Source organism: Streptomyces sp. NPDC039465 (assembly GCF_055639315.1).
In genome coordinates, this window is sequence record NZ_JBVKAP010000006.1 from 161,184 (window position 1) to 179,817 (window position 18,634).

Annotated in this window: 20 protein-coding genes; 8 read left to right on the forward strand and 12 right to left on the reverse strand. The window is 70.7% G+C overall.

What is annotated here, in order from left to right; genetic code table 11:
- The first annotated feature begins 26 nt into the window (after positions 1 to 26).
- Entirely contained in the window at positions 27 to 1,466 is a 1,440-nt protein-coding gene (gene pyk, locus ACZ7LT_RS21130; RefSeq protein WP_471237602.1) for a pyruvate kinase, read from the forward strand.
- Positions 1,467 to 1,566: 100 nt separating this feature from the next.
- Here the strand turns inward: pyk and ACZ7LT_RS21135 are convergent, their stop codons facing one another.
- The 4 genes from ACZ7LT_RS21135 to ACZ7LT_RS21150 all read right to left on the reverse strand — a co-directional run bounded on the left by ACZ7LT_RS21135 (position 1,567) and on the right by ACZ7LT_RS21150 (position 5,710).
- Entirely contained in the window at positions 1,567 to 2,868 is a 1,302-nt protein-coding gene (locus tag ACZ7LT_RS21135) for a hypothetical protein (protein WP_471237603.1), read from the reverse strand.
- Positions 2,858 to 3,400, reverse strand: coding sequence for a DUF6114 domain-containing protein (locus tag ACZ7LT_RS21140; RefSeq protein WP_471237604.1), 543 nt, complete (start codon positions 3,398 to 3,400; stop codon positions 2,858 to 2,860). Before ACZ7LT_RS21140 ends, ACZ7LT_RS21135 begins: the two co-directional genes overlap by 11 nt.
- A gap of 108 nt (positions 3,401 to 3,508) precedes the next feature.
- Positions 3,509 to 4,150 (reverse strand): DUF6230 family protein, encoded by a 642-nt coding sequence (locus tag ACZ7LT_RS21145; RefSeq protein ID WP_471237605.1) that lies wholly within the window; start codon positions 4,148 to 4,150, stop codon positions 3,509 to 3,511.
- Positions 4,151 to 4,744: 594 nt separating this feature from the next.
- On the reverse strand, positions 4,745 to 5,710 hold the full coding sequence (locus ACZ7LT_RS21150; RefSeq protein ID WP_471237606.1) for a tetratricopeptide repeat protein: 966 nt from the start codon (positions 5,708 to 5,710) through the stop codon (positions 4,745 to 4,747).
- 230 nt (positions 5,711 to 5,940) lie between these two features.
- On the opposite strand from ACZ7LT_RS21150, the gene ACZ7LT_RS21155 reads away from it, so the two are divergent.
- Positions 5,941 to 6,570: a TetR/AcrR family transcriptional regulator gene (locus ACZ7LT_RS21155; protein ID WP_471237607.1), complete on the forward strand. Its 630-nt coding sequence runs from the start codon at positions 5,941 to 5,943 to the stop codon at positions 6,568 to 6,570.
- Between the two features lie 118 nt (positions 6,571 to 6,688).
- On the opposite strand, the gene ACZ7LT_RS21160 is transcribed toward ACZ7LT_RS21155, so the two are convergent.
- Positions 6,689 to 7,687: a GDP-mannose 4,6-dehydratase gene (locus ACZ7LT_RS21160; protein WP_471237608.1), complete on the reverse strand. Its 999-nt coding sequence runs from the start codon at positions 7,685 to 7,687 to the stop codon at positions 6,689 to 6,691.
- Positions 7,684 to 8,805 carry a UDP-N-acetylglucosamine--N-acetylmuramyl-(pentapeptide) pyrophosphoryl-undecaprenol N-acetylglucosamine transferase gene (locus ACZ7LT_RS21165; protein WP_471237609.1) on the reverse strand — a complete coding sequence of 374 codons (1,122 nt, stop codon included), beginning with the start codon at positions 8,803 to 8,805 and terminating at the stop codon, positions 7,684 to 7,686. Before ACZ7LT_RS21165 ends, ACZ7LT_RS21160 begins: the two co-directional genes overlap by 4 nt.
- Before the next feature lie 64 nt (positions 8,806 to 8,869).
- Here ACZ7LT_RS21165 and ACZ7LT_RS21170 point away from each other — a divergent pair, with 64 nt between their 5' ends.
- Positions 8,870 to 9,556: a response regulator transcription factor gene (locus tag ACZ7LT_RS21170; protein ID WP_471237610.1), complete on the forward strand. Its 687-nt coding sequence runs from the start codon at positions 8,870 to 8,872 to the stop codon at positions 9,554 to 9,556.
- Positions 9,553 to 10,953: a sensor histidine kinase gene (locus tag ACZ7LT_RS21175; protein ID WP_471237611.1), complete on the forward strand. Its 1,401-nt coding sequence runs from the start codon at positions 9,553 to 9,555 to the stop codon at positions 10,951 to 10,953. Before ACZ7LT_RS21170 ends, ACZ7LT_RS21175 begins: the two co-directional genes overlap by 4 nt.
- A gap of 61 nt (positions 10,954 to 11,014) precedes the next feature.
- Here ACZ7LT_RS21175 and ACZ7LT_RS21180 read toward each other — a convergent pair whose 3' ends face one another.
- The 5 genes from ACZ7LT_RS21180 to ACZ7LT_RS21200 form a co-directional block, all read right to left on the reverse strand.
- A complete protein-coding gene (locus tag ACZ7LT_RS21180; RefSeq protein WP_471237613.1) occupies positions 11,015 to 12,715 on the reverse strand; it encodes an acyl-CoA mutase large subunit family protein in 1,701 nt (566 codons plus the stop codon).
- Positions 12,716 to 12,788: 73 nt separating this feature from the next.
- A complete protein-coding gene (locus ACZ7LT_RS21185) occupies positions 12,789 to 13,121 on the reverse strand; it encodes a DUF3817 domain-containing protein (RefSeq protein ID WP_471237614.1) in 333 nt (110 codons plus the stop codon).
- Between the two features lie 127 nt (positions 13,122 to 13,248).
- Entirely contained in the window at positions 13,249 to 13,758 is a 510-nt protein-coding gene (locus tag ACZ7LT_RS21190) for a MarR family winged helix-turn-helix transcriptional regulator (protein WP_471237615.1), read from the reverse strand.
- A 357-nt stretch (positions 13,759 to 14,115) separates the two neighbouring features.
- Complete coding sequence (locus ACZ7LT_RS21195) at positions 14,116 to 14,409, reverse strand: MTH1187 family thiamine-binding protein (RefSeq protein ID WP_471237616.1); 294 nt, start codon at positions 14,407 to 14,409, stop codon at positions 14,116 to 14,118.
- On the reverse strand, positions 14,406 to 14,750 hold the full coding sequence (locus ACZ7LT_RS21200) for a DUF3817 domain-containing protein (protein WP_471237617.1): 345 nt from the start codon (positions 14,748 to 14,750) through the stop codon (positions 14,406 to 14,408). Before ACZ7LT_RS21200 ends, ACZ7LT_RS21195 begins: the two co-directional genes overlap by 4 nt.
- A gap of 187 nt (positions 14,751 to 14,937) precedes the next feature.
- Between ACZ7LT_RS21200 and ACZ7LT_RS21205 the strand changes: the two genes are divergently transcribed.
- The 4 genes from ACZ7LT_RS21205 to ACZ7LT_RS21220 all read left to right on the forward strand — a co-directional run bounded on the left by ACZ7LT_RS21205 (position 14,938) and on the right by ACZ7LT_RS21220 (position 17,623).
- Positions 14,938 to 15,531 (forward strand): AIM24 family protein, encoded by a 594-nt coding sequence (locus tag ACZ7LT_RS21205; protein ID WP_471237898.1) that lies wholly within the window; start codon positions 14,938 to 14,940, stop codon positions 15,529 to 15,531.
- Positions 15,531 to 16,181, forward strand: coding sequence for an AIM24 family protein (locus ACZ7LT_RS21210; protein ID WP_471237618.1), 651 nt, complete (start codon positions 15,531 to 15,533; stop codon positions 16,179 to 16,181). The genes ACZ7LT_RS21205 and ACZ7LT_RS21210 overlap by 1 nt, the downstream gene beginning before the upstream one ends.
- Positions 16,178 to 16,963, forward strand: a complete 786-nt coding sequence (locus ACZ7LT_RS21215) for an AIM24 family protein (RefSeq protein WP_471237619.1) — start codon at positions 16,178 to 16,180, stop codon at positions 16,961 to 16,963. The genes ACZ7LT_RS21210 and ACZ7LT_RS21215 overlap by 4 nt, the downstream gene beginning before the upstream one ends.
- A gap of 156 nt (positions 16,964 to 17,119) precedes the next feature.
- A complete protein-coding gene (locus ACZ7LT_RS21220) occupies positions 17,120 to 17,623 on the forward strand; it encodes a MarR family winged helix-turn-helix transcriptional regulator (RefSeq protein ID WP_471237620.1) in 504 nt (167 codons plus the stop codon).
- A 44-nt stretch (positions 17,624 to 17,667) separates the two neighbouring features.
- Here the strand turns inward: ACZ7LT_RS21220 and meaB are convergent, their stop codons facing one another.
- Positions 17,668 to 18,624 carry a methylmalonyl Co-A mutase-associated GTPase MeaB gene (meaB, locus tag ACZ7LT_RS21225; RefSeq protein ID WP_471237621.1) on the reverse strand — a complete coding sequence of 319 codons (957 nt, stop codon included), beginning with the start codon at positions 18,622 to 18,624 and terminating at the stop codon, positions 17,668 to 17,670.
- Positions 18,625 to 18,634 lie beyond the last annotated feature (10 nt).

Below are 18,634 nucleotides of genomic sequence, written 5' to 3' on the forward strand. Positions count from 1 at the left end.
AGAAACAAACCGATAGGATCCGCCTCATGCGCCGTTCCAAAATCGTCTGTACGTTGGGCCCCGCCGTCGACTCCTACGAGCAGCTGAAAGCGCTCATCGAGGCCGGCATGAACGTGGCCCGTTTCAACATGAGCCACGGAACCCAGGCAGAGCACCAGGAGCGGTACGACCGTCTCCGCCGGGCGGTGGAGGACACCGGCCGTGCCGTCGGCGTCCTCGCCGACCTCCAGGGTCCCAAGATCCGTCTGGAGACCTTCGCCGAGGGGCCGGTGGAGCTGGTCCGCGGTGACGAGTTCACCATCACCACCGAAGACGTCCCCGGGGACAAGTCGATCTGCGGCACGACCTACAAGGGCCTGCCGGGCGACGTCTCCAAGGGCGACCAGGTCCTGATCAACGACGGCAACGTCGAGCTGCGGGTCGTCGAGGTCGAGGGCCCGCGGGTCAAGACGATCGTCGTCGAGGGCGGTGTCATCTCCGACCACAAGGGCATCAACCTGCCCGGCGCGGCGGTCAACGTCCCGGCCCTGTCCGAGAAGGACGTCGAGGACCTCCGCTTCGCCCTGCGGATGGGCTGCGACATGGTCGCACTCTCCTTCGTCCGGGACGCCAACGACGTCAAGGACGTCCACAAGGTGATGGACGAGGAGGGCCGCCGGGTCCCCGTCATCGCCAAGGTGGAGAAGCCGCAGGCGGTCGCCAACATGGCGGACGTGGTCGCCGCGTTCGACGCGGTCATGGTGGCCCGTGGTGACCTGGCCGTCGAGTACCCGCTCGAGAAGGTCCCCATGGTGCAGAAGCGCCTGGTGGAGATGTGCCGGCGCAACGCCAAGCCGGTGATCGTCGCGACCCAGATGATGGAGTCGATGATCACCAACTCCCGCCCGACCCGCGCCGAGGCCTCCGACGTGGCCAACGCGATCCTGGACGGGGCGGACGCGGTCATGCTGTCGGCGGAGTCCTCCGTCGGCGCGTACCCGATCGAGACCGTGAAGACGATGTCGAAGATCGTCGTCGCGGCCGAGGAGGAGCTGCTCTCCAAGGGCCTGCAGCCGCTCGTGCCCGGCAAGAAGCCGCGGACGCAGGGCGGTTCGGTGGCCCGCGCGGCCTGCGAGATCGCGGACTTCCTGGACGGCAAGGCGCTGGTCGCCTTCACCAAGTCCGGCGACACCGCCCGGCGGCTCTCGCGCTACCGCGCGACCCAGCCGATCCTCGCCTTCACCACCGACGAGTCGACCCGCAACCAGCTCACCCTGAGCTGGGGCGTGGAGTCCTTCCTCGCGCCGTTCGTGGAGACCACGGACGCCATGGTCGACCTGGTCGACGCGGCGCTGCTCAAGCTCCAGCGCTACAACGAGGGCGACACCATGATCATCACGGCGGGTTCGCCCCCCGGCGTGCCCGGCACCACCAACATGGTCCGGGTCCACCACCTGGGCGGCGCCGCCCCGGCTCCCCAGGCCTGATCGCGCGTACGACTGTGGGCCGCACCCCGATCGGGGTGCGGCCCACAGTCGTGCTGCGGCTCCCGGAGAAAGTCGTACGTCCGGCGGTGCGGTGCGGTCGTCAGCCGCCTTCGATGGTGTTGCGCAGGCCGGGCACCTTGAGCGTGCCGCCGAACTGGCCCGCCTGCACCACCTTCACGTTGGTGAACATGGCGTACGGAACGTTCAGCGGGGGCGGGGTCTCAGGGCTGAAGGTGATCGGGATGATGCCGAAGAGGTTGCCCTTCAGCTCCTCGGTGTACATCGTCACCGTGCCGCCCGTGATCGTGGACGTCTTGCCGCGGTCGGAGCGGACGTGACCGGTCAGGCCCTCCGAGTGGACCGTCAGCTGGTGCAGGTCCTTGATGTCGACCTCGTCCGCGGTGAACTTGAGCACCTTCTTGATCTTGCCGCTGCCGGTCTTCACCTCGACGATGCCGTGGTAGTCGAGACCCTTCAGCGTGAGCTTGGTGCTCTCCAGCCGCCAGGGCTCGTCCGGCAGCAGCGGGATACCGGGCTCCAGCTTCGCGTTCGCGAGCGCCTCGGGGTCCGGCGTCGGGCACGGGAAGCGGGGCTTCTCGCCCTTGGCGCCCTCGGGGATGTCCTCGTCCTTCTTCGGGTCGAGGCCCTTGGCGCTCTCCGGCAGTTCCTCGACCGTGGCGCCGGCCTTCTCGGCGGCCTCCTTGATCGCTTCCTTCGTCCGGTCGACGGGGGCGGACGGGCCGGTGGGCGGCTTGGCGGAGGGGACCGGGGCGGTCGGGGTCACGCTCGGCTTCGGCTTCGCGGTCGGCGAGGCCGTCGTCGCGGTGGGTGTGGGCGTGGGCGACGGCTTGTCGGGGCCGTCGAAGAGGTCCTTGATCTTGTCGCCGACACCCAGCGGGTCCAGCGGGTTGACCGTCTTCGTCGGTGTGGGGCTCGCGTCCGGGGCCTTGTCCGGGGTACCCGCGTTCGGCTCGCCGGCCTCGGGCGAGGAACTCGGACTCGCGGACGGGCTCGCGGAGGGGCTCGTGGACGGCGTGGGCTCCCCGCCCTTGCCGTCGTCGCCCTGCCCCGCCGACTCGCTCGCGCTCGGCGCGGCCGTCGGCTTCGCGGACTCGCCCTTCTTCTCCGGGCTCTTGGACGGCTCGGGCTCCACCGGCTCGTCGGAGCGGGTCACACAGGGACCGGGGGCGAAGGGGATGTCCTTCTCGTCCGCGAGCGCGAGCTTGGGGGTCAGGCCGAGGCCCACGAAGACGGCGGTCGGCATCGCCGCCAGGGCCATCGCCTTGCCGGCCGGCCCCTGGATCTTGGTCAGCAGCGACTTGCGCGGAGCCGCGTGGCGCGGCCCTCTTCTCACCTCAGCAGCGTCGCCCCCAGCCGCCGGCTGTATCTCGTCACCCCGCACTGTTCCTCCCGCCGTTGGCGTCGATCGTCGTTTCGGGGACGTTCTCGTTCGCGGTCTCGGCCGGGCCCGCGGTGGCGACGGCGTACGGCTCCTCGCCGGTGCGCTGCTCCGGTACGGAGGCCGCCGCGGTCTGCTCCGGCTCGACCCCGGGCGCCCAGGCCGCGGAGAGCCCGCCGCCGATCAGCGCCAGCAGGAAGCCGATGACGAACCCGCCGATGTTGGCGACCGGGATCGAGACCAGCGCCAGGACGATCGCGGCGACACCCGCGAAGACCCGGACGGCGGCCTGGAACCACATCGTCAGACCGAGCGTGACGAGCAGGACGCCGATGATCAGCGATCCGGCGCCCGCGGTCGTGGACATCGCGATCGTCATGTTGCCGAGTCGCATGTCGGCGTACGGCAGATAGGCGATGGGTACGCCGCCGAGCATGGTGAGCAGCCCCGCCCAGAACGGGCGGTTGCCCCGCCAGGTACGGAAACGCAGCCGCCAGTAGGTGAATCCGCGGGAACCAGTGGACTCGGCGCTCATGGAAAACAGCTCCCTGGAAGCGGTGTTGCTGAGAAAAGGTGGTGAATGTAGTCATTCGACCCGGCGGGCGGGGCAGCGGTCTTCACGGCCCCACCCGCCCGGTGCGTACTACTCGGTGAAGCACTCCTTGGTGCCCTTGTGCAGCTTGAGGCTCAGGTCCGGCAGCTTGAACGTGCCGGCCGTGGTCGCCCAGGCCTTCTGCTCGACGTTCGACAGCTTCGCGCCCTTGGCGCGCTGCGAGAAGCCGAAGGGGTTGACCTTGTCCTCGGTGTTGGGCTGGATGCCCGGGTTCTTCAGGGCACCGGCGGCGACGCCGATGTCGATCTTCTCGAACTCGGCGTCGGCCTTCAGCGAGGAGACATCGAGGTAGATGTCCTTCGCGTAGACCTTCTCCTTGCCCGTACCGGCGCGCAGCTCAAGGCTGACGTTGCCGATGAAGGGCACGTCCGGCGTCACGACGGACTGGCACATGTCGGTGATCCAGGCTTCGCTGAAGCCCGACACGGCCACGGGCTCGTGGAAGGTCTTGCCCTTGAGGTCCTTGCCACCGACATAGCTGCCGTACTGGACGAAGTCCTGACCCTCCAGGGACTTCGCCTTAACCTTGAACTCCTGGCCGGAGATGCTGAACGACGCGGCCAGGGCGCCCTGCGCCAGGCCGACGCCTATCGCGGCCGTCGCGGCCACGCTCGGCACCATGACAAGCGCGAAGCGCTTCCATCTGGTCCCGCCACGAACCTGGGACTTCATGAGAATTCCTCCTTCTCGGACGTACATCTCCGGATGGGCCCAGGGCCCGTCCTGGGATGGGAGAAGTGCTACGTCCTCGGGAAGGAGAGCGCCGTACTCCAGGCGCGAGGTGCGTCCGAATCACCGGCGATCACCCCCGAGCGACAACCACTGATCACGCCTTCGCGCGACCTGCATGGACAGGCCCTGCCGGTCAGCAGGAACCCCCCTGTCCACGGCCGGCGTCATTGCCGCCGGCCGGCTCGGTGGGGACCCTCGCCGCTCATCCCGCCGGTTGCCGGGCTGGTGCGGTATCGGACCGAGCGTCGCCGATCGTGGTCCATTCCCGGCCGGGGCACAAGGGGGTTCGTTACTCACTAGTAACGGGTGGATAACCACGCCACGACGGGGCGATGTCGAGCGGCCACACAGGGTGCCGCCAGTGGGTGTGACTTAAAAGGAGATGGCCGGAAATACCCGGACAGAAACAATCGGCCGATTTACTGCGAGTAACAGCGGCCGCGTTTGCCAAGTTTTGGCAAAACGCGGCCGCGTCATGTCGCTGTGTCGCCAAATCGGCGGCGTCAGGGGTGGGTCAGGGGCTCAGGTCCGGGCTCAGAAGAGAACCCGTGCCAGCGCCTGCCGCGCCGCGGTCACCCGGGGGTCGTCCGGGCCGATGACCTCGAAGAGTTCGAGCAGCCTCAGCCGTGCCGTTTCCCGGTCCTCGCCGGCCGTGCGCCGCACCGCCTCCACCATCCGCCCAAAGGCGTCCTCGACATGCCCGCCGACCAGATCCAGGTCGGCCGCGGCGATCTGCGCGGGGACGTCGGCCGGGTTGTCGGCCGCGTTCTTGCGGACCTGCTGCGGGTCCATGTCCTGCACCCGGCGGAGCAGTTCGGCCTGGGCGAGGCCGAGCTTGGCCTCCGTGTTGCCGGGGTCGTCGGCCAGCACGTTCTTGTACGCCTGGACCGCGCCGCCGAGGTCACCGGCGTCCAGCGCCTGGACGGCCGCTTCGAGCAGTGCGTCGTACGGGCCCACGGGCGCGGGGGCCGGGGCGGACGGGTCGGCGTTCTGGTCGACCGTGATGCCGGTGAGGCCGAAGCGCTCCTCGCCGACCTGGATGAGCTGGTCGAGGGTGGCCCGGATCTGGGCCTCCGGGGCGGCGCCCTGGAAGAGCGGCAGCGCCTGACCGGCGACGACCGCGAAGACGGCCGGGATCCCCTGGATCCCGAACTGCTGCATCAGCATCTGATTCGCGTCGACATCGACCTTGGCGAGCACGAACCGGCCGTTGTATTCAGTGGCGAGCCGCTCGAGGAGCGGGCCGAGCTGCTTGCAGGGCTCGCACCACTCGGCCCAGAAGTCGATGACGACCGGCACTTCGGTGGAGCGCTGCAGGACGTCACGCTCGAAGCCGGCCTCGTCGACATCGATCACCAGCGCGGAGGGCGCGACGGCCGCGGTGCCACCCCGCCGGGCGGCCTCGGCGCGGGCCTCCTCCGCCTTGGCCTTGGCCTCTCCGGCCGCCTTCACCGCGGCGAGGTCGACGACGCCGCTCATGGACATGTTCCTAGGCTGCATACGTACATCCTCCCCCTTCCGCGCGCGTAACCGGTAAGCCTCTTGCCACCTCATGGTCGGCGCCGGGTCCCCACCTGGCGCCAGTGGTTGTCGCTCAGGCCGCTCAGGCCTTTCGCTACGGGTCGTAGCGTAACTGGATCGCCCGCCGGCCGTCCGGACTCGAAGGGGTGAACTGGCTCACAGCGCCGACCCCCTGGCGCGTTACCTACTCGCCGGTATGGTCAACCGTCATGTGTAGCCGCACCACGTCCCGCAGCCGTACCGGACGCCCCCGCTCCCTTGAGGCGGACGCCGCGATCCTGGAGGCGACCAGGGCGGCCCTGGTCGAGCTGGGCTGGTCGAAGCTGACGATGGGCGACGTGGCCAGCCGCGCCAAGGTCGCCAAGACCACCCTCTACCGGCGCTGGGCCGGCAAGAACGAACTCGTCGTGGACGCCGTCGCCGTGCTCTTCGACGAGCTCGAACTGCCCGACCTCGGCAGCCTCCAGGCCGACATCGAGCATGTCGTCCTGCAGTTCGCGGCACTGCTTGAGCGGCCGGAGACCCGCACGGCCCTGATGGCGGTGGTCGCGGAGTCCACCCGCGACCAGCCGCTGCGCGAGCGGATCCGGCTCTCGATCGTGGACCGGCAGAAGCGGCTCGTCCTGGAGGGCCGCCAGCGCGCCCAGGCCCGCGGCGAACTCCCCGCCGACCGCGACCCGCTCGTCACGGACGCCACCGACGACCTGATCTTCGACGTGATCGCGGGCGCGGTGGTGCACCGGGCGCTGGTGAGCGCCGAGCCGGTGGACGAGGCCTGGGTCCAGCGCTTCACGGCGCTGCTCATCGGCGGCCTCGGCGCGGCCGCGGCCGCCTCATGACGGCCGCGACGGGCGCCCGACCTGTCGGCGCTCCGGGCCGGGGGCAGGCGCTCCGACCCGGTGCGAATCCGGCGGCGCTCCGGGCCGGTCGCGGTCGCCCGGACCCGGTCGCGGTCGCTCAGACCTGGTAGCGGTCGGCCGCGAAAAGGTGGAGGTGCTCCGCGATCCACTCCGAGGTGCGCTTCAGCCCCTCCTCCAACGGAACCTCCGGCCGCCAGCCGGCCCAGGCGCGCGCCCGGCCGTTGTCCGACAGCAGCCGCTCCACCTCGCTGCCGGCCGGCCGCAGCCGGGCCGGGTCGACCACGACCTCGGCGTCCCGGCCCGAGGCCTCGATCAGCTTGCGCGCCAGCTCACCGACGGAGATCTCCTGCCCCGAACCGAGGTTGACGACCTGACCGAGCGCCCGGTCGCACTCCGCCATCGCGAGGAACCCCCGCGCGGTGTCGGTGACATAGGTGAAGTCGCGCGTCGGGGTCAGCGAGCCGAGCTTGATCTGCCGGGCGCCGGCGTGCAGTTGGGCCAGGATCGTGGGGATCACCGCACGGGCCGACTGGCGCGGGCCGTAGGTGTTGAAGGGGCGCACCACCGTCACCGGCAGCTCGAAGGCGTGCCAGTGGGACAGCGCCATCATGTCGGCGCCGATCTTCGAGGCGGAGTACGGCGACTGCGGCTGAAGCGGGTGGTCCTCGCTGATCGGGGCGGTGCGGGCCGTGCCGTACACCTCGCTGGTGGAGGTGTGGACGAGGCGGCGCACCTGCTGGCGGCGGCAGGCCTCGGCGATGTTCTCCGTACCGACGACATTGGTCTGCACATACGCGCCGGGCGAGTCGTAGCTGTACGGGATGCCGATCAGGGCAGCCAGGTGGAAGACCGTGTCGCAGCCGGCGACGGCGTCCGTCACCCGTCCCGGGTCGCGCACGTCACCGGCGATCAGCTCCACGTCGTCCCTGCGGTGCGCCAGATTGCCCTTGTCGCCGTACGGCTTGTAGTGGACGAACGCTCGGACGCGGGCCCCCCGTTCGACGAGCAGGTCCACCAGCGTCGAGCCGATGAAGCCCTCCGCTCCGGTGACGAGGACGGTACGGCCGTTCCAGTCCATCGTGTCGTTCGTGTTCATCGTGCGTACTCCTTGGTCGTACGGGAAGCGAGAGCGAGGACCCGCTCGGCGAGCAGGTCGGCGGCGCGGGCGTGCGGGCCGGGTGTGGCGGCGCCGCTCATCGCCGCGAGCCGGGCCGGGTCGGCGAGCAGCGGCTCGACGAGCGCGGCGAGGCGGTCCGCGGTGGTGTCGGCGTCGGCGAGGAGCAGGCCCGCCCCGGCGTCGGTGAGGACCCGGGCGTTGTGGGTCTGGTGGTCGCCGGGTGCGTGCGGGTACGGCACCAGGACAGCGGGGACGCCGGTGGTCGCCAGCTCGGCGACGGTCGCCGAACCGGCCCGGCAGACCACCAGGTCGGCGGCGGCGTAGGCCAGATCCATCCGGTCCAGGTAGCGGACCGCGCGGGCGACCGGGTTGCCGTCGAGTGCGCGCCGCGTCGCCTCCAGGGCGGCCGGTCCGGTCTTGACGAGCAGATGGACGTCGCGCCGGTGGCGCCAGCGCTCGGCGAGTCCGAGCGCCGCCTCGGTGAGCCGGGCGGCGCCCAGGCTGCCGCCGTTGAACAGCACGAGCCGCGCCCCGTCGGGGACGCGCAGCTCCCGCCGGGCGGCCGGGCGCAGCGCCACCCGGTCGAGCGCGGCCAGGGAGGCGGCGATCGGCATACCGGTGGTGACGGCGCCCGGCAGATGGCCGGTGTCGAAGGCGACGGCGATGTGCGAGGTGAGGCGGGCGGCGAACTGGTTGGCCCGCCCCGGTACGGCGTTGGACTCGTGGATCAGACAGGGCAGGCCGGCCATCCGGGCACCGAGGACGACCGGCGCGCTGGGATAGCCGCCCATACCGACCGCCACCTGCGCGCCTTGGTCGCGCAGGACGGTCCGGCACTGGGCGGCTGACTTCAGCAGGGCGGCGGGCAGGAGATAGCGCCGGGCGCCGAGCGCCGGGTCGAAGGGGATCATGTCGACGGTGTGCAGGGGGTACCCGGCGGCCGGTATCAGCTCGGTCTCCAGGCCACGGCGGGTCCCGACGAAGGAGATGACGGCACCGGGCGCGGCCCGGCGCAGGGCGTCGGCGAGGGCGAGCCCGGGATAGATGTGGCCACCCGTGCCCCCCGCCCCGATCACGACTGACAGTGGAGTGCGCATGGCACGGCACGGTCCCGGGCCGGTCTAAGAGGGTTCTAAGAAGCCGCTTTGGCAGGCTGAACCCATGAGCGCAGCAAAGATCCTGGTGGTCGACGACGAGCCGGAGGTCCGGGCCGCCCTGGAGGACGGCCTGACGGTGGAGGGGTACGAGGTGCGCGGCGCCGCCGACGGGCTGGCGGCGCTCTCCGCGGTGGCCGACTGGCAGCCGGACGCGATCGTCCTCGACGTGATGATGCCCGTACTGGACGGACTCGCCGTCTGCCGCCGGCTGCGCGCCCTCGAGGACCGCACACCGGTGATCGTGCTGACCGCGCTGGATTCGGTGAGCGAGCGCGTCGACGGCCTGGACGCCGGCGCGGACGACTATCTGGTGAAGCCGTTCGCGCTCGACGAGCTGACCGCGCGGCTGCGGGCGCTGCTGCGCCGCACGGCGCCCGGCCCGCACGAGCCGGCCGCGCTCGGATTCGCGGACCTGGTGGTGGATCCCGAGACGAGGACCGGCAGCCGGCGCGGACGCCCGCTGGAGTTCAGCCGTACCGAATTCGCCCTGCTCGATCTGCTGCTGCGCCACCCCCGCCAGGTGCTGCCCCGGGAGCTGATCCTGGAGCGGGTGTGGGGCCAGGACTTCGGCCCGGACTCCAACTCCCTGGCCGTGTACGTCAGCTACCTTCGCCGCAAGCTGGAGGCGGGCGGCGAACCGAGGCTGGTCCACACCGTGCACGGCGTCGGCTACCGGCTGGACGAGTCGTGAGCGCCCGGCGCCGGCTGGGCGCCAGGTGGCGGCGGTACCAGCCACTGCGCACCCGGCTCGCCGTCGCCGCGTCGGCGGCCGTCGCGCTGGTCGCGGTGGGGGTGTGCGCGGCGGCGTTCATCGTGATCCGCTACGAGCTGTACCACCAGCTCAATCTGAACCTCACCCAGTCCGCGACCCTGGCCACCCAGCAGAACCGAGGCGCGGCGCCCGGCGTCCTCGCCGGGGAGTGCCGGTTCCTCTCCGCCCCCGCCTGCGCCCAGATCGTCCCCGCGGATCCGGCAGCCGACCCGGCGAAGCCGTATCTGCTGCCGGTATCGGAGCCGGTGCGAGAGGTGGCGGCCGGGCAGCGGGCCCCGTACCACCGCAACATCACCCTGGACGGCCGGCCCGGCCGGATGCTGACCACGCCGTTCGGCAAGGGGAAGGCGCTCCAGGTCGCGCTGCGGGCGGACACGGTCGAGCAGGGCGTACGACAGGCGGCGGGGCTGCTCGCGCTGGTGGGCGGCGCCGGGGTGCTGCTCGCCGGCGCGCTCGGCTACGCGGTCTCCCGGACGGGGCTCGCGCCGGTGGCCCGGCTGACCGCGACGGCCGAGCGGATCGCCGCGACCCGGGACCCGCGCCACCGCATCGAGCTGCCGCCGGGTCCACCGGGCCGGGAGGACGAGGTGACCCGGCTGGCCGCGACGTTCAACTCGATGCTGGGTGAGCTGGAGCAGTCGGTGGCCGCGCAGCGGCGGCTGGTGGCGGACGCCTCGCACGAGCTGCGTACCCCGCTGACGGCGCTGCGGACCAACGCGGAGCTGCTGGCCCGGGCGGACCGGCTCGACCCGGCACGGCGCGAGCGGGCCTCGGCGGCCCTCGGCCGTCAGCTGCGGGAGGTGACGGGCCTGGTCAACGACCTGATCGAACTGGCGCGGGACGAGGAGCCGCAGCCGCTGGTGGAGGACGTACGGCCGGCGGCGCTGCTCGCGTACGCGGTGACGTCCGCCCGGGCGCACTGGCCGGGGGTGGAGTTCCGGATCCAGGTGGAGGAGGAGGCGGCGGAGCTGACGATGCCGGGCGTGCCGGCCAGACTGTCGCGGCTGCTGACCAATCTGCTCGACAACGCCGCCAAGTTCAGCCCGCCGGGCGGGCCGGTGGAGGTCGAGCTGACGACGCAGGCGCTGACGGTACGGGACCACGGCCCGGGGATCGCCCCCGAGGACCTGCCGTACGTCTTCGACCGCTTCTACCGCGCCGAGTCGGCCCGCGCCCTGCCCGGCTCGGGCCTCGGCCTGGCCATGGCCCGCCAGATCGCCCGGGCCCACGCCACGGACCTGACGGCCGAGAACGCCCCGGGTGGCGGGGCGCTGTTCCGCCTCCCGCTCCCGCCGTCCGAGGGGCGGGGAGCGTGAGGCGGAACTACGGGAGGCGGCGCCGGGGGGTGCGGCGGCGCCTCCCGGGCCGAAACACGCCCTAGAAGCCCGGGGGCTCGGTGTACGTGCCCCACTCGTCCCGCAGCGCGTCGCAGATCTCGCCGAGCGTGGCCTCCGCCCGTACGGCATCCAGCATCGGCGCGATCATGTTGGATCCGTCCCGGGCCGCCGTCAGCATCGCCTCCAGCGCGGCGCGCACCTTGGCGTCGTCCCGGCGGCCCTTGCGCTCGCCGAGGACCCTGACCTGCTCCCACTCGACCTCGTGGCTGACCCGCAGGATCTCCAGGTCGCCGGTGACCGAGCCGTGGTGGACGTTGACGCCGACGACCCGCTTGTCGCCCTTCTCCAGCGCCTGCTGGTAGCGGAAGGCGGACTCGGCGATCTCGCCGGTGAACCAGCCGTCCTCGATACCGCGCAGGATGCCGGAGGTGATCGGCCCGATCGGGTGCCGGCCGTCCGGATGGGCGCGCAGACCGCGTTCCTTGATCTGGTCGAAGATCTTCTCGGCCTCGGCCTCGATCCGGTCGGTGAGCTGCTCGACGTACCAGGCGCCGCCCAGCGGGTCGGCGACGTTGGCGACGCCGGTCTCCTCCATCAGCACCTGCTGGGTGCGCAGCGCGATCTCGGCGGCCTGCTCGCTGGGCAGGGCGAGGGTCTCGTCGAGGGCGTTGGTGTGCAGGGAGTTGGTGCCGCCGAGGACGGCCGCGAGCGCCTCGACGGCCGTACGGACCACGTTGTTGTACGGCTGCTGGGCGGTGAGCGAGACGCCGGCGGTCTGGGTGTGAAAGCGCAGCCACTGGGCCTTGTCGGTCTTGGCGCCGTACACCTCCTTCATCCAGCGCGCCCAGATCCGGCGGGCGGCGCGGAACTTGGCGATCTCCTCGAAGAAGTCGAGGTGCGCGTCGAAGAAGAAGGAGAGGCCGGGCGCGAAGACGTCGACGTCCAGGCCGCGGGAGAGGCCGAGCTCGACGTAGCCGAAGCCGTCGGCGAGGGTGTACGCGAGCTCCTGCGCGGCCGTCGCGCCGGCCTCGCGGATGTGGTAGCCGGAGACGGAGAGCGGCTTGTAGGCGGGGATGGCGGAGGCGCAGTGCTCCATCAGGTCGCCGATCAGGCGCAGATGGGGCTCGGGCTGGAAGAGCCACTCCTTCTGCGCGATGTACTCCTTGAAGATGTCGGTCTGGAGCGTGCCGTTGAGGACGCCGGGGTCGACGCCCTGGCGCTCGGCGGCGACCAGGTACATGCAGAAGACGGGCACGGCGGGCCCGCTGATGGTCATGGAGGTGGTGACGTCGCCGAGCGGGATGTCCTTGAAGAGGACTTCCATGTCGGCGGCGGAGTCGATGGCGACGCCGCAGTGGCCGACCTCGCCGAGCGAGCGGGGGTCGTCGGAGTCGCGGCCCATGAGCGTCGGCATGTCGAAGGCGACGGAGAGCCCGCCGCCGCCGGCCGCCAGGATCATCTTGTACCGCTCGTTGGTCTGCTCGGCGTTGCCGAACCCGGCGAACTGCCGGATCGTCCAGGTGCGGCCGCGGTAGCCGGTCGGGTGGAGGCCGCGGGTGAAGGGGTACTCACCGGGCCAGCCGATCCGCTCGAAGCCCTCGTAGGTGTCACCGGGCCGGGGCCCGTAGACCGGCTCCACGGGATCACCGGAGAGCGTGGTGAAGTCGGCGTCCCGCTTGCGGGCCGCGTCGTAACGGGCCTGCCAGCGTCGGCGGCCCTCCTCGATGGCGTCAGCGTCCATACCCTCGAATTTACTAGGACGTCCTAGTAAATGTCGATGGGAAGCCTCCGCACATTTGTACGGAGGCCAGGGGTCAGGCCTTGGCAGGAGCCGGCTCCGCGCCGCTGACCAGCGGAAGCGTCTCGCGGACGACCTTGCGCTCGACGAAGAAGGCGACGAAAGGGATGGTCCCGGACAGCAGCACCCACAGGAGCTTGCCGAACGGCCACTTCGCCTTGGAGCCGAGGTCGAAGGCGAAGATCAGGTAGATGAAGTAGAGCACACCGTGGGCCTGGGAGACCGCGAAGGTCACGTCCTCGCCCGTGCGGAAGCCGTACTTCGCGACCATGCACGCACAGAGGATGAGGAGCATGACCGCGGTCACGTACGCCATGACGCGGTAGCGGGTCAGCACGCTGGATTTCATGGCTACGAGCGTAACCGCCCGAAAAATCCCCGCTTACGCGGGGAGCATGGCATCGTGCCGCTCAGCAAAATCCACAGCAGTGGACCACCACCGCGTCGGCGGGGAAGCGCGCTGACCCGACCGCAGCCTACTTCTCCTCGAAGTCGTGCGCCGCGATCCGCAGCGGCCGCAGCATCGCGAAGATCTCGGCGCACTCCTCCGCGTCGTACACCCCGAGCCCGAAGTCCATCTCCATCAGGTCACGGGTGGCCGCCTCGACCACCTCGCGGCCCTTGTCGGTGATCGAGGCCAGCGTGCCGCGCCCGTCGTTGGGGTTGGGACGCTTGTCGACCAGGCCGGACCTCACCAGCCGGTCGACGGTGTTCGTCACCGACGTGGGGTGGACCATCAGCCTCTCGCCGATCTTGGACATCGGCAGCTCACCGGCCTTGGAGAAGGTGAGCAGGACCAGCGCCTCGTAACGGGCGAAGGTCAGTCCGTAGGGCCTGACGACCGCGTCGACCTCGGCGAGCAGGATCTGGTGGGCGCGCATGATCGAGGTGATCGCGGCCATCGACGGCACGGGGCCCCAGCGGTTCTGCCAGAGCTCGTCCGCGCGGGCGATCGGGTCGAAGGGGAGGCTGAGCGGTTTCGGCACGGCACGACCTTACCGACTGGTCACATGCTGGTCAGCCCCGTCTCGCACTTCGGTCCCGCGGACCTCCAGGACGAGGACGACCCCGTCGGGCATCGCGGTGTCGCAGCCCGACGCCGACTGACCGTTATGTCACGATGACCGGCCCGTCCACCGTCGCCCGAGGGGGCTGGATGCCCGGCCACAGACATGGCGGATTGCCCCTCGTACTCACCGCGCGATCGGCGACGTGCCTCCAGCTGTCGAGCGAGGTCGATATCCCCAAGAAAGGGGAGATTCCTCAGCGCGAAGCCCCCGACCGCGATGGCCGGGGGCTTCGAAGCATTCGGGTGTCACCCGCAGGTTGGGCAGGGCGGGCCCTCAGGCGGACAGGTGCCGCTCCACGGTCTCGACCTTGCTCGTGAGCCCGTTGGTGACACCGGGGCGCATGTCGGCCTTGAGTACGAGCGAGACCCGCGGGGCGCGCGCCTCGACGGCGGCGACGGCGCGCTTGACGACGTCCATGACCTCGTCCCAGTCGCCCTCGATCGAGGTGAACATCGCGTCCGTACGGTTCGGCAGCCCGGACTCGCGGACGACCCGGACGGCGTCGGCGACATACTCTCCGACCTCTTCGCCCACGCCCAGCGGGGTGACCGAGAAGGCGACGATCACGCGTTCACCGTGCCCTCGCGGCGGGCGCGGGAGGCGATGACGGCGTCCTCGGCCTCGCGCTTGAGCTTGCGCTCGGCGAAGAAGCCGCCGAGCGGCAGGACGGAGAGGACGAAGTAGAGGGCGGCGGTCTTGAACTGCCACTTGGTGCGGTTCCAGGCGTCCAGCCAGAAGAGCACGTACAGGATGAAGAGGATGCCGTGGATCGCGCCCATCACCGGCACGGCGTTGAAGTCGGTCGTGCGCTTGAGCACCGAGCAGACCAGCAGGAGCAGGAAGGAGACGGCCTCCGGGGCGGAGACGAGTCGGAGTCGGTGGAGGGAGGAGGCGGTCTTGATGTCCACGGGGTCACCTTCGGTGGGAGGGGCCGGTGATCTTGTGAATGGATGCACAAGCGCCCCCTATTGTGGCAGCCGTCCTTGCCGGGACTTTGACCGGGGCATTGGGCCCTGTCGGGGAGCGGCGCGGGGCAAGTACCGTCACCCCGTGGCAACGTTTCGACTCCAAGGCAGCAAAGTGCTCGCTGTCGACATGACCGGCGACACCGTCAAGGCGAAGAACGGCTCGATGGTCGCGTACGACGGCCAGATGGCGTTCAAGAAGATGTCCGGCGGCGGTGAGGGCATCCGCGGCATGGTCACCCGCCGGCTGACCGGCGAGCAGATGACCGTGATGGAGGTGAAGGGGCAGGGCACCTGCTACTTCGCCGACCGGGCGTCCGAGATCAATCTGGTCTCGCTGCACGGCGACAAGCTGTACGTCGAGGCGAGCAATCTGCTCTGCACCGACGGCGGCCTGCGTACGGGCACGAGCTTCACCGGGCTGCGCGGCGGGGCGACCGGCAACGGCCTGTTCACCACCACCGTCGAGGGCAGCGGCCAGGCCGCCATCATGTCCGACGGCCCGGCGGTGGTGCTGCGGGTGACCCCGCAGTACCCGCTCTCCGTCGACCCCGGCGCGTACATCGCCCACCAGGGCAACCTCCAGCAGAGCTTCCAGTCCGGTGTGACCTTCCGCACGCTGATGGGCGAGGGCGGCGGCGAGGCGTTCCAGATCCGCTTCGAGGGCGACGGGATCGTGTACGTGCAGCCCAGTGAGCGCAACACGATCGGGGGTGACGTGTGATGCCGTTCCGGGAGATCAACTCGAAGATGGTCGAGGCCACGCTCGTGCCCGGCCAACGGATGTTCAGCCAGCGCGGGGCGATGCTCGCCTACCGCGGCGACGTCACTTTCACGCCGAACATCGCCGGCGGCCAGGGCGGCGTGATGTCGATGATCGGCCGCCGGGTGGCCGGTGAGGCGACCCCGCTGATGACCGTCGAGGGCAGCGGCACGGTCATGTTCGGTCACGGCGGCCACCACATCCAGGTGATCCAGCTGACCGGCGACACCCTGTACGTCGAGGCGGACCGGCTGCTCGCCTTCGACGGGTCCCTGGAGCAGGGCACGATGTTCATGGGCGCCCAGGGCGGCGTCATGGGCATGGTGCGCGGCCAGGTCACGGGCCAGGGGCTGTTCACCACGACCCTCAAGGGTCATGGCGCGGTGGCCGTGATGGCCCACGGCGGCGTGATCGAGCTGCCGGTCACCCCGGGCCGGGCGGTCCATGTGGACCCGCAGGCGTATGTCGCCCACCACGGGGACGTACGCAACAAGCTCTCCACCGCGCTGGGCTGGCGCGACATGGTGGGGCGCGGCTCGGGCGAGGCGTTCCAGCTGGAGCTGAGCGGCAGTGGTGCGGTGTACGTCCAGGCGTCGGAGGAGAAGCTGTGAGCGCCCCTGTGGTTTTCGACCCCCACACCCTTCCGTCGGACGACAACGTCAATCCGTACACCTTCTGCGTGGAGCTCAAGGGGTCCCAGTGGTTCCTGCAGAAGGGCAAGATGATCGCCTACTACGGGCAGATCGAGTTCAACGGCATCGGCCATGGCCGGTTCGAGCGGCTGCTGCGCACGAGCTTCCATTCGCCGCTGCACGCGAGCGACTGGGTGGTGGCCGAGGGCAGCGGCAAGATGCTGCTGGCGGACCGGGCCTTCGATGTGAACTCGTTCGACCTGGACGAGGGCAATCTGACCATCCGTTCCGGCAACCTTCTGGCCTATCAGCCCTCGCTGGCGCTGAAGCAGTCGATCGTGCCGGGGTTCGTGACGCTGATCGGCACGGGGAAGTTCGTGGCGGCGTCGAACGGTCCGGTGGTCTTCATGGAGCCGCCGCTGCGGGTGGACCCGCAGGCGCTGGTGGGCTGGGCGGACTGCCCTTCGCCGTGTCACCACTACGACCACGGGTACATGACCGGTGTGATGGGCGGTGTGCGGGCGCTGACGGGCCTGGGTGGCGTCTCCGGCGAGGAGCACCAGTTCGAGTTCGTCGGGGCCGGTACGGTCCTGCTCCAGTCGACGGAGACGCTGATGGCGGAGCAGCCGACGGGCGCCGTGCCGCACGAGCCGGGGGTGCCTGGCGGCCAGGGCGGAGCCGGTTTTGGCCATGGATCGGCCGGTTCGGTACCGCGCCTTCCCGGACAGCTCGGAGACCTCCAGCGTCGCTTCGGCCTGTGAGCGGTAGTCTGCGGAGTGTGACGTCCTCGAACGTCTGCGCCTTTGTGTGCGGGGACCCGGGGGCCCCGCCAGTCGAACGCGCGAACGCGCCGACCGTATCCGGCGTCACACTCCCCAACTTCGTCCAGTATTCAACTTCTTAGGTAGAATCCATATATGGAGACCGAGACCGCCACCCTCCCTCAGAGCTCCTCCGAGGGGACCCGCTGGCTGACCGACGCCGAGCAGTGCGCCTGGCGCACCTACCTGGACGTCAACAGGATGCTGACGTACCAGATGGAGAAGGACCTCCAGCCGTTCGGCCTGACCAACAACGACTACGAGATCCTGGTGAACCTCTCCGAGTCGGCCGAGCGACGCCTGCGCATGAGCGACCTCGCGGCGGCGACGCTTCAGTCCAAGAGCCGGCTCTCGCACCAGATCACCCGGATGGAGAACGCGGGCCTGGTCCGCCGCGAGAACTGCGAGTCGGACCGGCGCGGGCTGTACGCCGTCCTCACCGACCACGGCATGGACACCATGCGCAAGGTCGCGCCGCACCACGTGGAGTCCGTCCGCAAGCACTTCATCGATCTGCTGTCGCCCGAGGCGCTCGCCGATCTACGCGAGTCACTCTCGCCCGTCGCCGACCGTCTGCGCGGCCGGCGCGGCAAGCCGTAACCGACCGAGCCAGGGGGCCGGGCCGGCCGGTTACAGCTGCCGGCTCAGCCGTTCGTCAGCGTCCGCACCAGCTCGTCCGCGGCCGCGTACGGGTCGAGCTCGCCCGCGACGATCCGCTCCGCCAGCGCGTCCAGGCGCCGGTCGCCGTGCAGATCGCCGATCCGCTCGCGCAGGGCCGTGACGGCGATGGTCTCCACCTCGCGCGCCGAACGCGCCCGGCGGCGCTCGGCGAGCACGCCGCGCTCCTCCATCCACGCCCGGTGCTTCTCCAGGGCCTCCACGACCTCGTCGATGCCCTCCGCGCGGGCGGCGACCGTCTTCACGATCGGCGGCCGCCAGTCGCCCGGCCCCCGGGACTCGCCCAGGCCCAGCATGTGGTTGAGCTCGCGGACGGTGGCGTCGGCGCCGTCCCGGTCCGCCTTGTTGACCACGTACACGTCGCCGATCTCCAGGATGCCCGCCTTCGCGGCCTGGATCCCGTCGCCCATGCCCGGCGCGAGCAGCACCACGGAGGTGTCGGCCTGGGAGGCGATCTCCACCTCCGACTGGCCCACACCCACGGTCTCGACCAGGATCACCTCGCAGCCGGCCGCGTCCAGGACCCGGATCGCCTGCGGCGCCGCCCAGGCCAGACCGCCCAGATGGCCGCGGGTGGCCATGGACCGGATGTAGACGCCCGGGTCGGAGGCGTGCTCCGACATCCGCACCCGGTCGCCGAGGAGCGCGCCGCCGCTGAACGGCGACGAGGGGTCCACGGCCAGCACGCCGACCCGCTTGCCGGCCCGGCGGTATGCCGAGACCAGCGCGGACGTCGACGTGGACTTGCCGACGCCGGGTGAACCGGTCAGGCCCACCACGTACGCCCCGCCGGTCAGCGGGGCCAGCGCCGCCATCACCTCACGCAGCTGCGGGGACGCCCCCTCCACGAGTGAGATCAGCCGGGCCACGGCCCGCGGCCGGCCCTCCCGTGCCTGGGCGACCAGCTGGGGGACGTCCACCATCACGCAGCTC

What these genes read in the sequence shown, in the direction of transcription:
- pyk (WP_471237602.1), top strand. Translation starts at nt 27, where the DNA reads ATGCGCCGTTCCAAAATCGTCTGTACGTTGGGCCCCGCCGTCGACTCC.
- ACZ7LT_RS21140 (WP_471237604.1), bottom strand. Translation starts at nt 3,400, where the DNA reads ATGAGCGCCGAGTCCACTGGTTCCCGCGGATTCACCTACTGGCGGCTG.
- ACZ7LT_RS21145 (WP_471237605.1), bottom strand. Translation starts at nt 4,150, where the DNA reads ATGAAGTCCCAGGTTCGTGGCGGGACCAGATGGAAGCGCTTCGCGCTT.
- ACZ7LT_RS21150 (WP_471237606.1), bottom strand. Translation starts at nt 5,710, where the DNA reads ATGCAGCCTAGGAACATGTCCATGAGCGGCGTCGTCGACCTCGCCGCG.
- ACZ7LT_RS21155 (WP_471237607.1), top strand. Translation starts at nt 5,941, where the DNA reads ATGTGTAGCCGCACCACGTCCCGCAGCCGTACCGGACGCCCCCGCTCC.
- ACZ7LT_RS21160 (WP_471237608.1), bottom strand. Translation starts at nt 7,687, where the DNA reads ATGAACACGAACGACACGATGGACTGGAACGGCCGTACCGTCCTCGTC.
- ACZ7LT_RS21165 (WP_471237609.1), bottom strand. Translation starts at nt 8,805, where the DNA reads ATGCGCACTCCACTGTCAGTCGTGATCGGGGCGGGGGGCACGGGTGGC.
- ACZ7LT_RS21170 (WP_471237610.1), top strand. Translation starts at nt 8,870, where the DNA reads ATGAGCGCAGCAAAGATCCTGGTGGTCGACGACGAGCCGGAGGTCCGG.
- ACZ7LT_RS21180 (WP_471237613.1), bottom strand. Translation starts at nt 12,715, where the DNA reads ATGGACGCTGACGCCATCGAGGAGGGCCGCCGACGCTGGCAGGCCCGT.
- ACZ7LT_RS21185 (WP_471237614.1), bottom strand. Translation starts at nt 13,121, where the DNA reads ATGAAATCCAGCGTGCTGACCCGCTACCGCGTCATGGCGTACGTGACC.
- ACZ7LT_RS21205 (WP_471237898.1), top strand. Translation starts at nt 14,938, where the DNA reads ATGACCGGCGACACCGTCAAGGCGAAGAACGGCTCGATGGTCGCGTAC.
- ACZ7LT_RS21210 (WP_471237618.1), top strand. Translation starts at nt 15,531, where the DNA reads ATGCCGTTCCGGGAGATCAACTCGAAGATGGTCGAGGCCACGCTCGTG.
- ACZ7LT_RS21220 (WP_471237620.1), top strand. Translation starts at nt 17,120, where the DNA reads ATGGAGACCGAGACCGCCACCCTCCCTCAGAGCTCCTCCGAGGGGACC.
- meaB (WP_471237621.1), bottom strand. Translation starts at nt 18,624, where the DNA reads ATGGTGGACGTCCCCCAGCTGGTCGCCCAGGCACGGGAGGGCCGGCCG.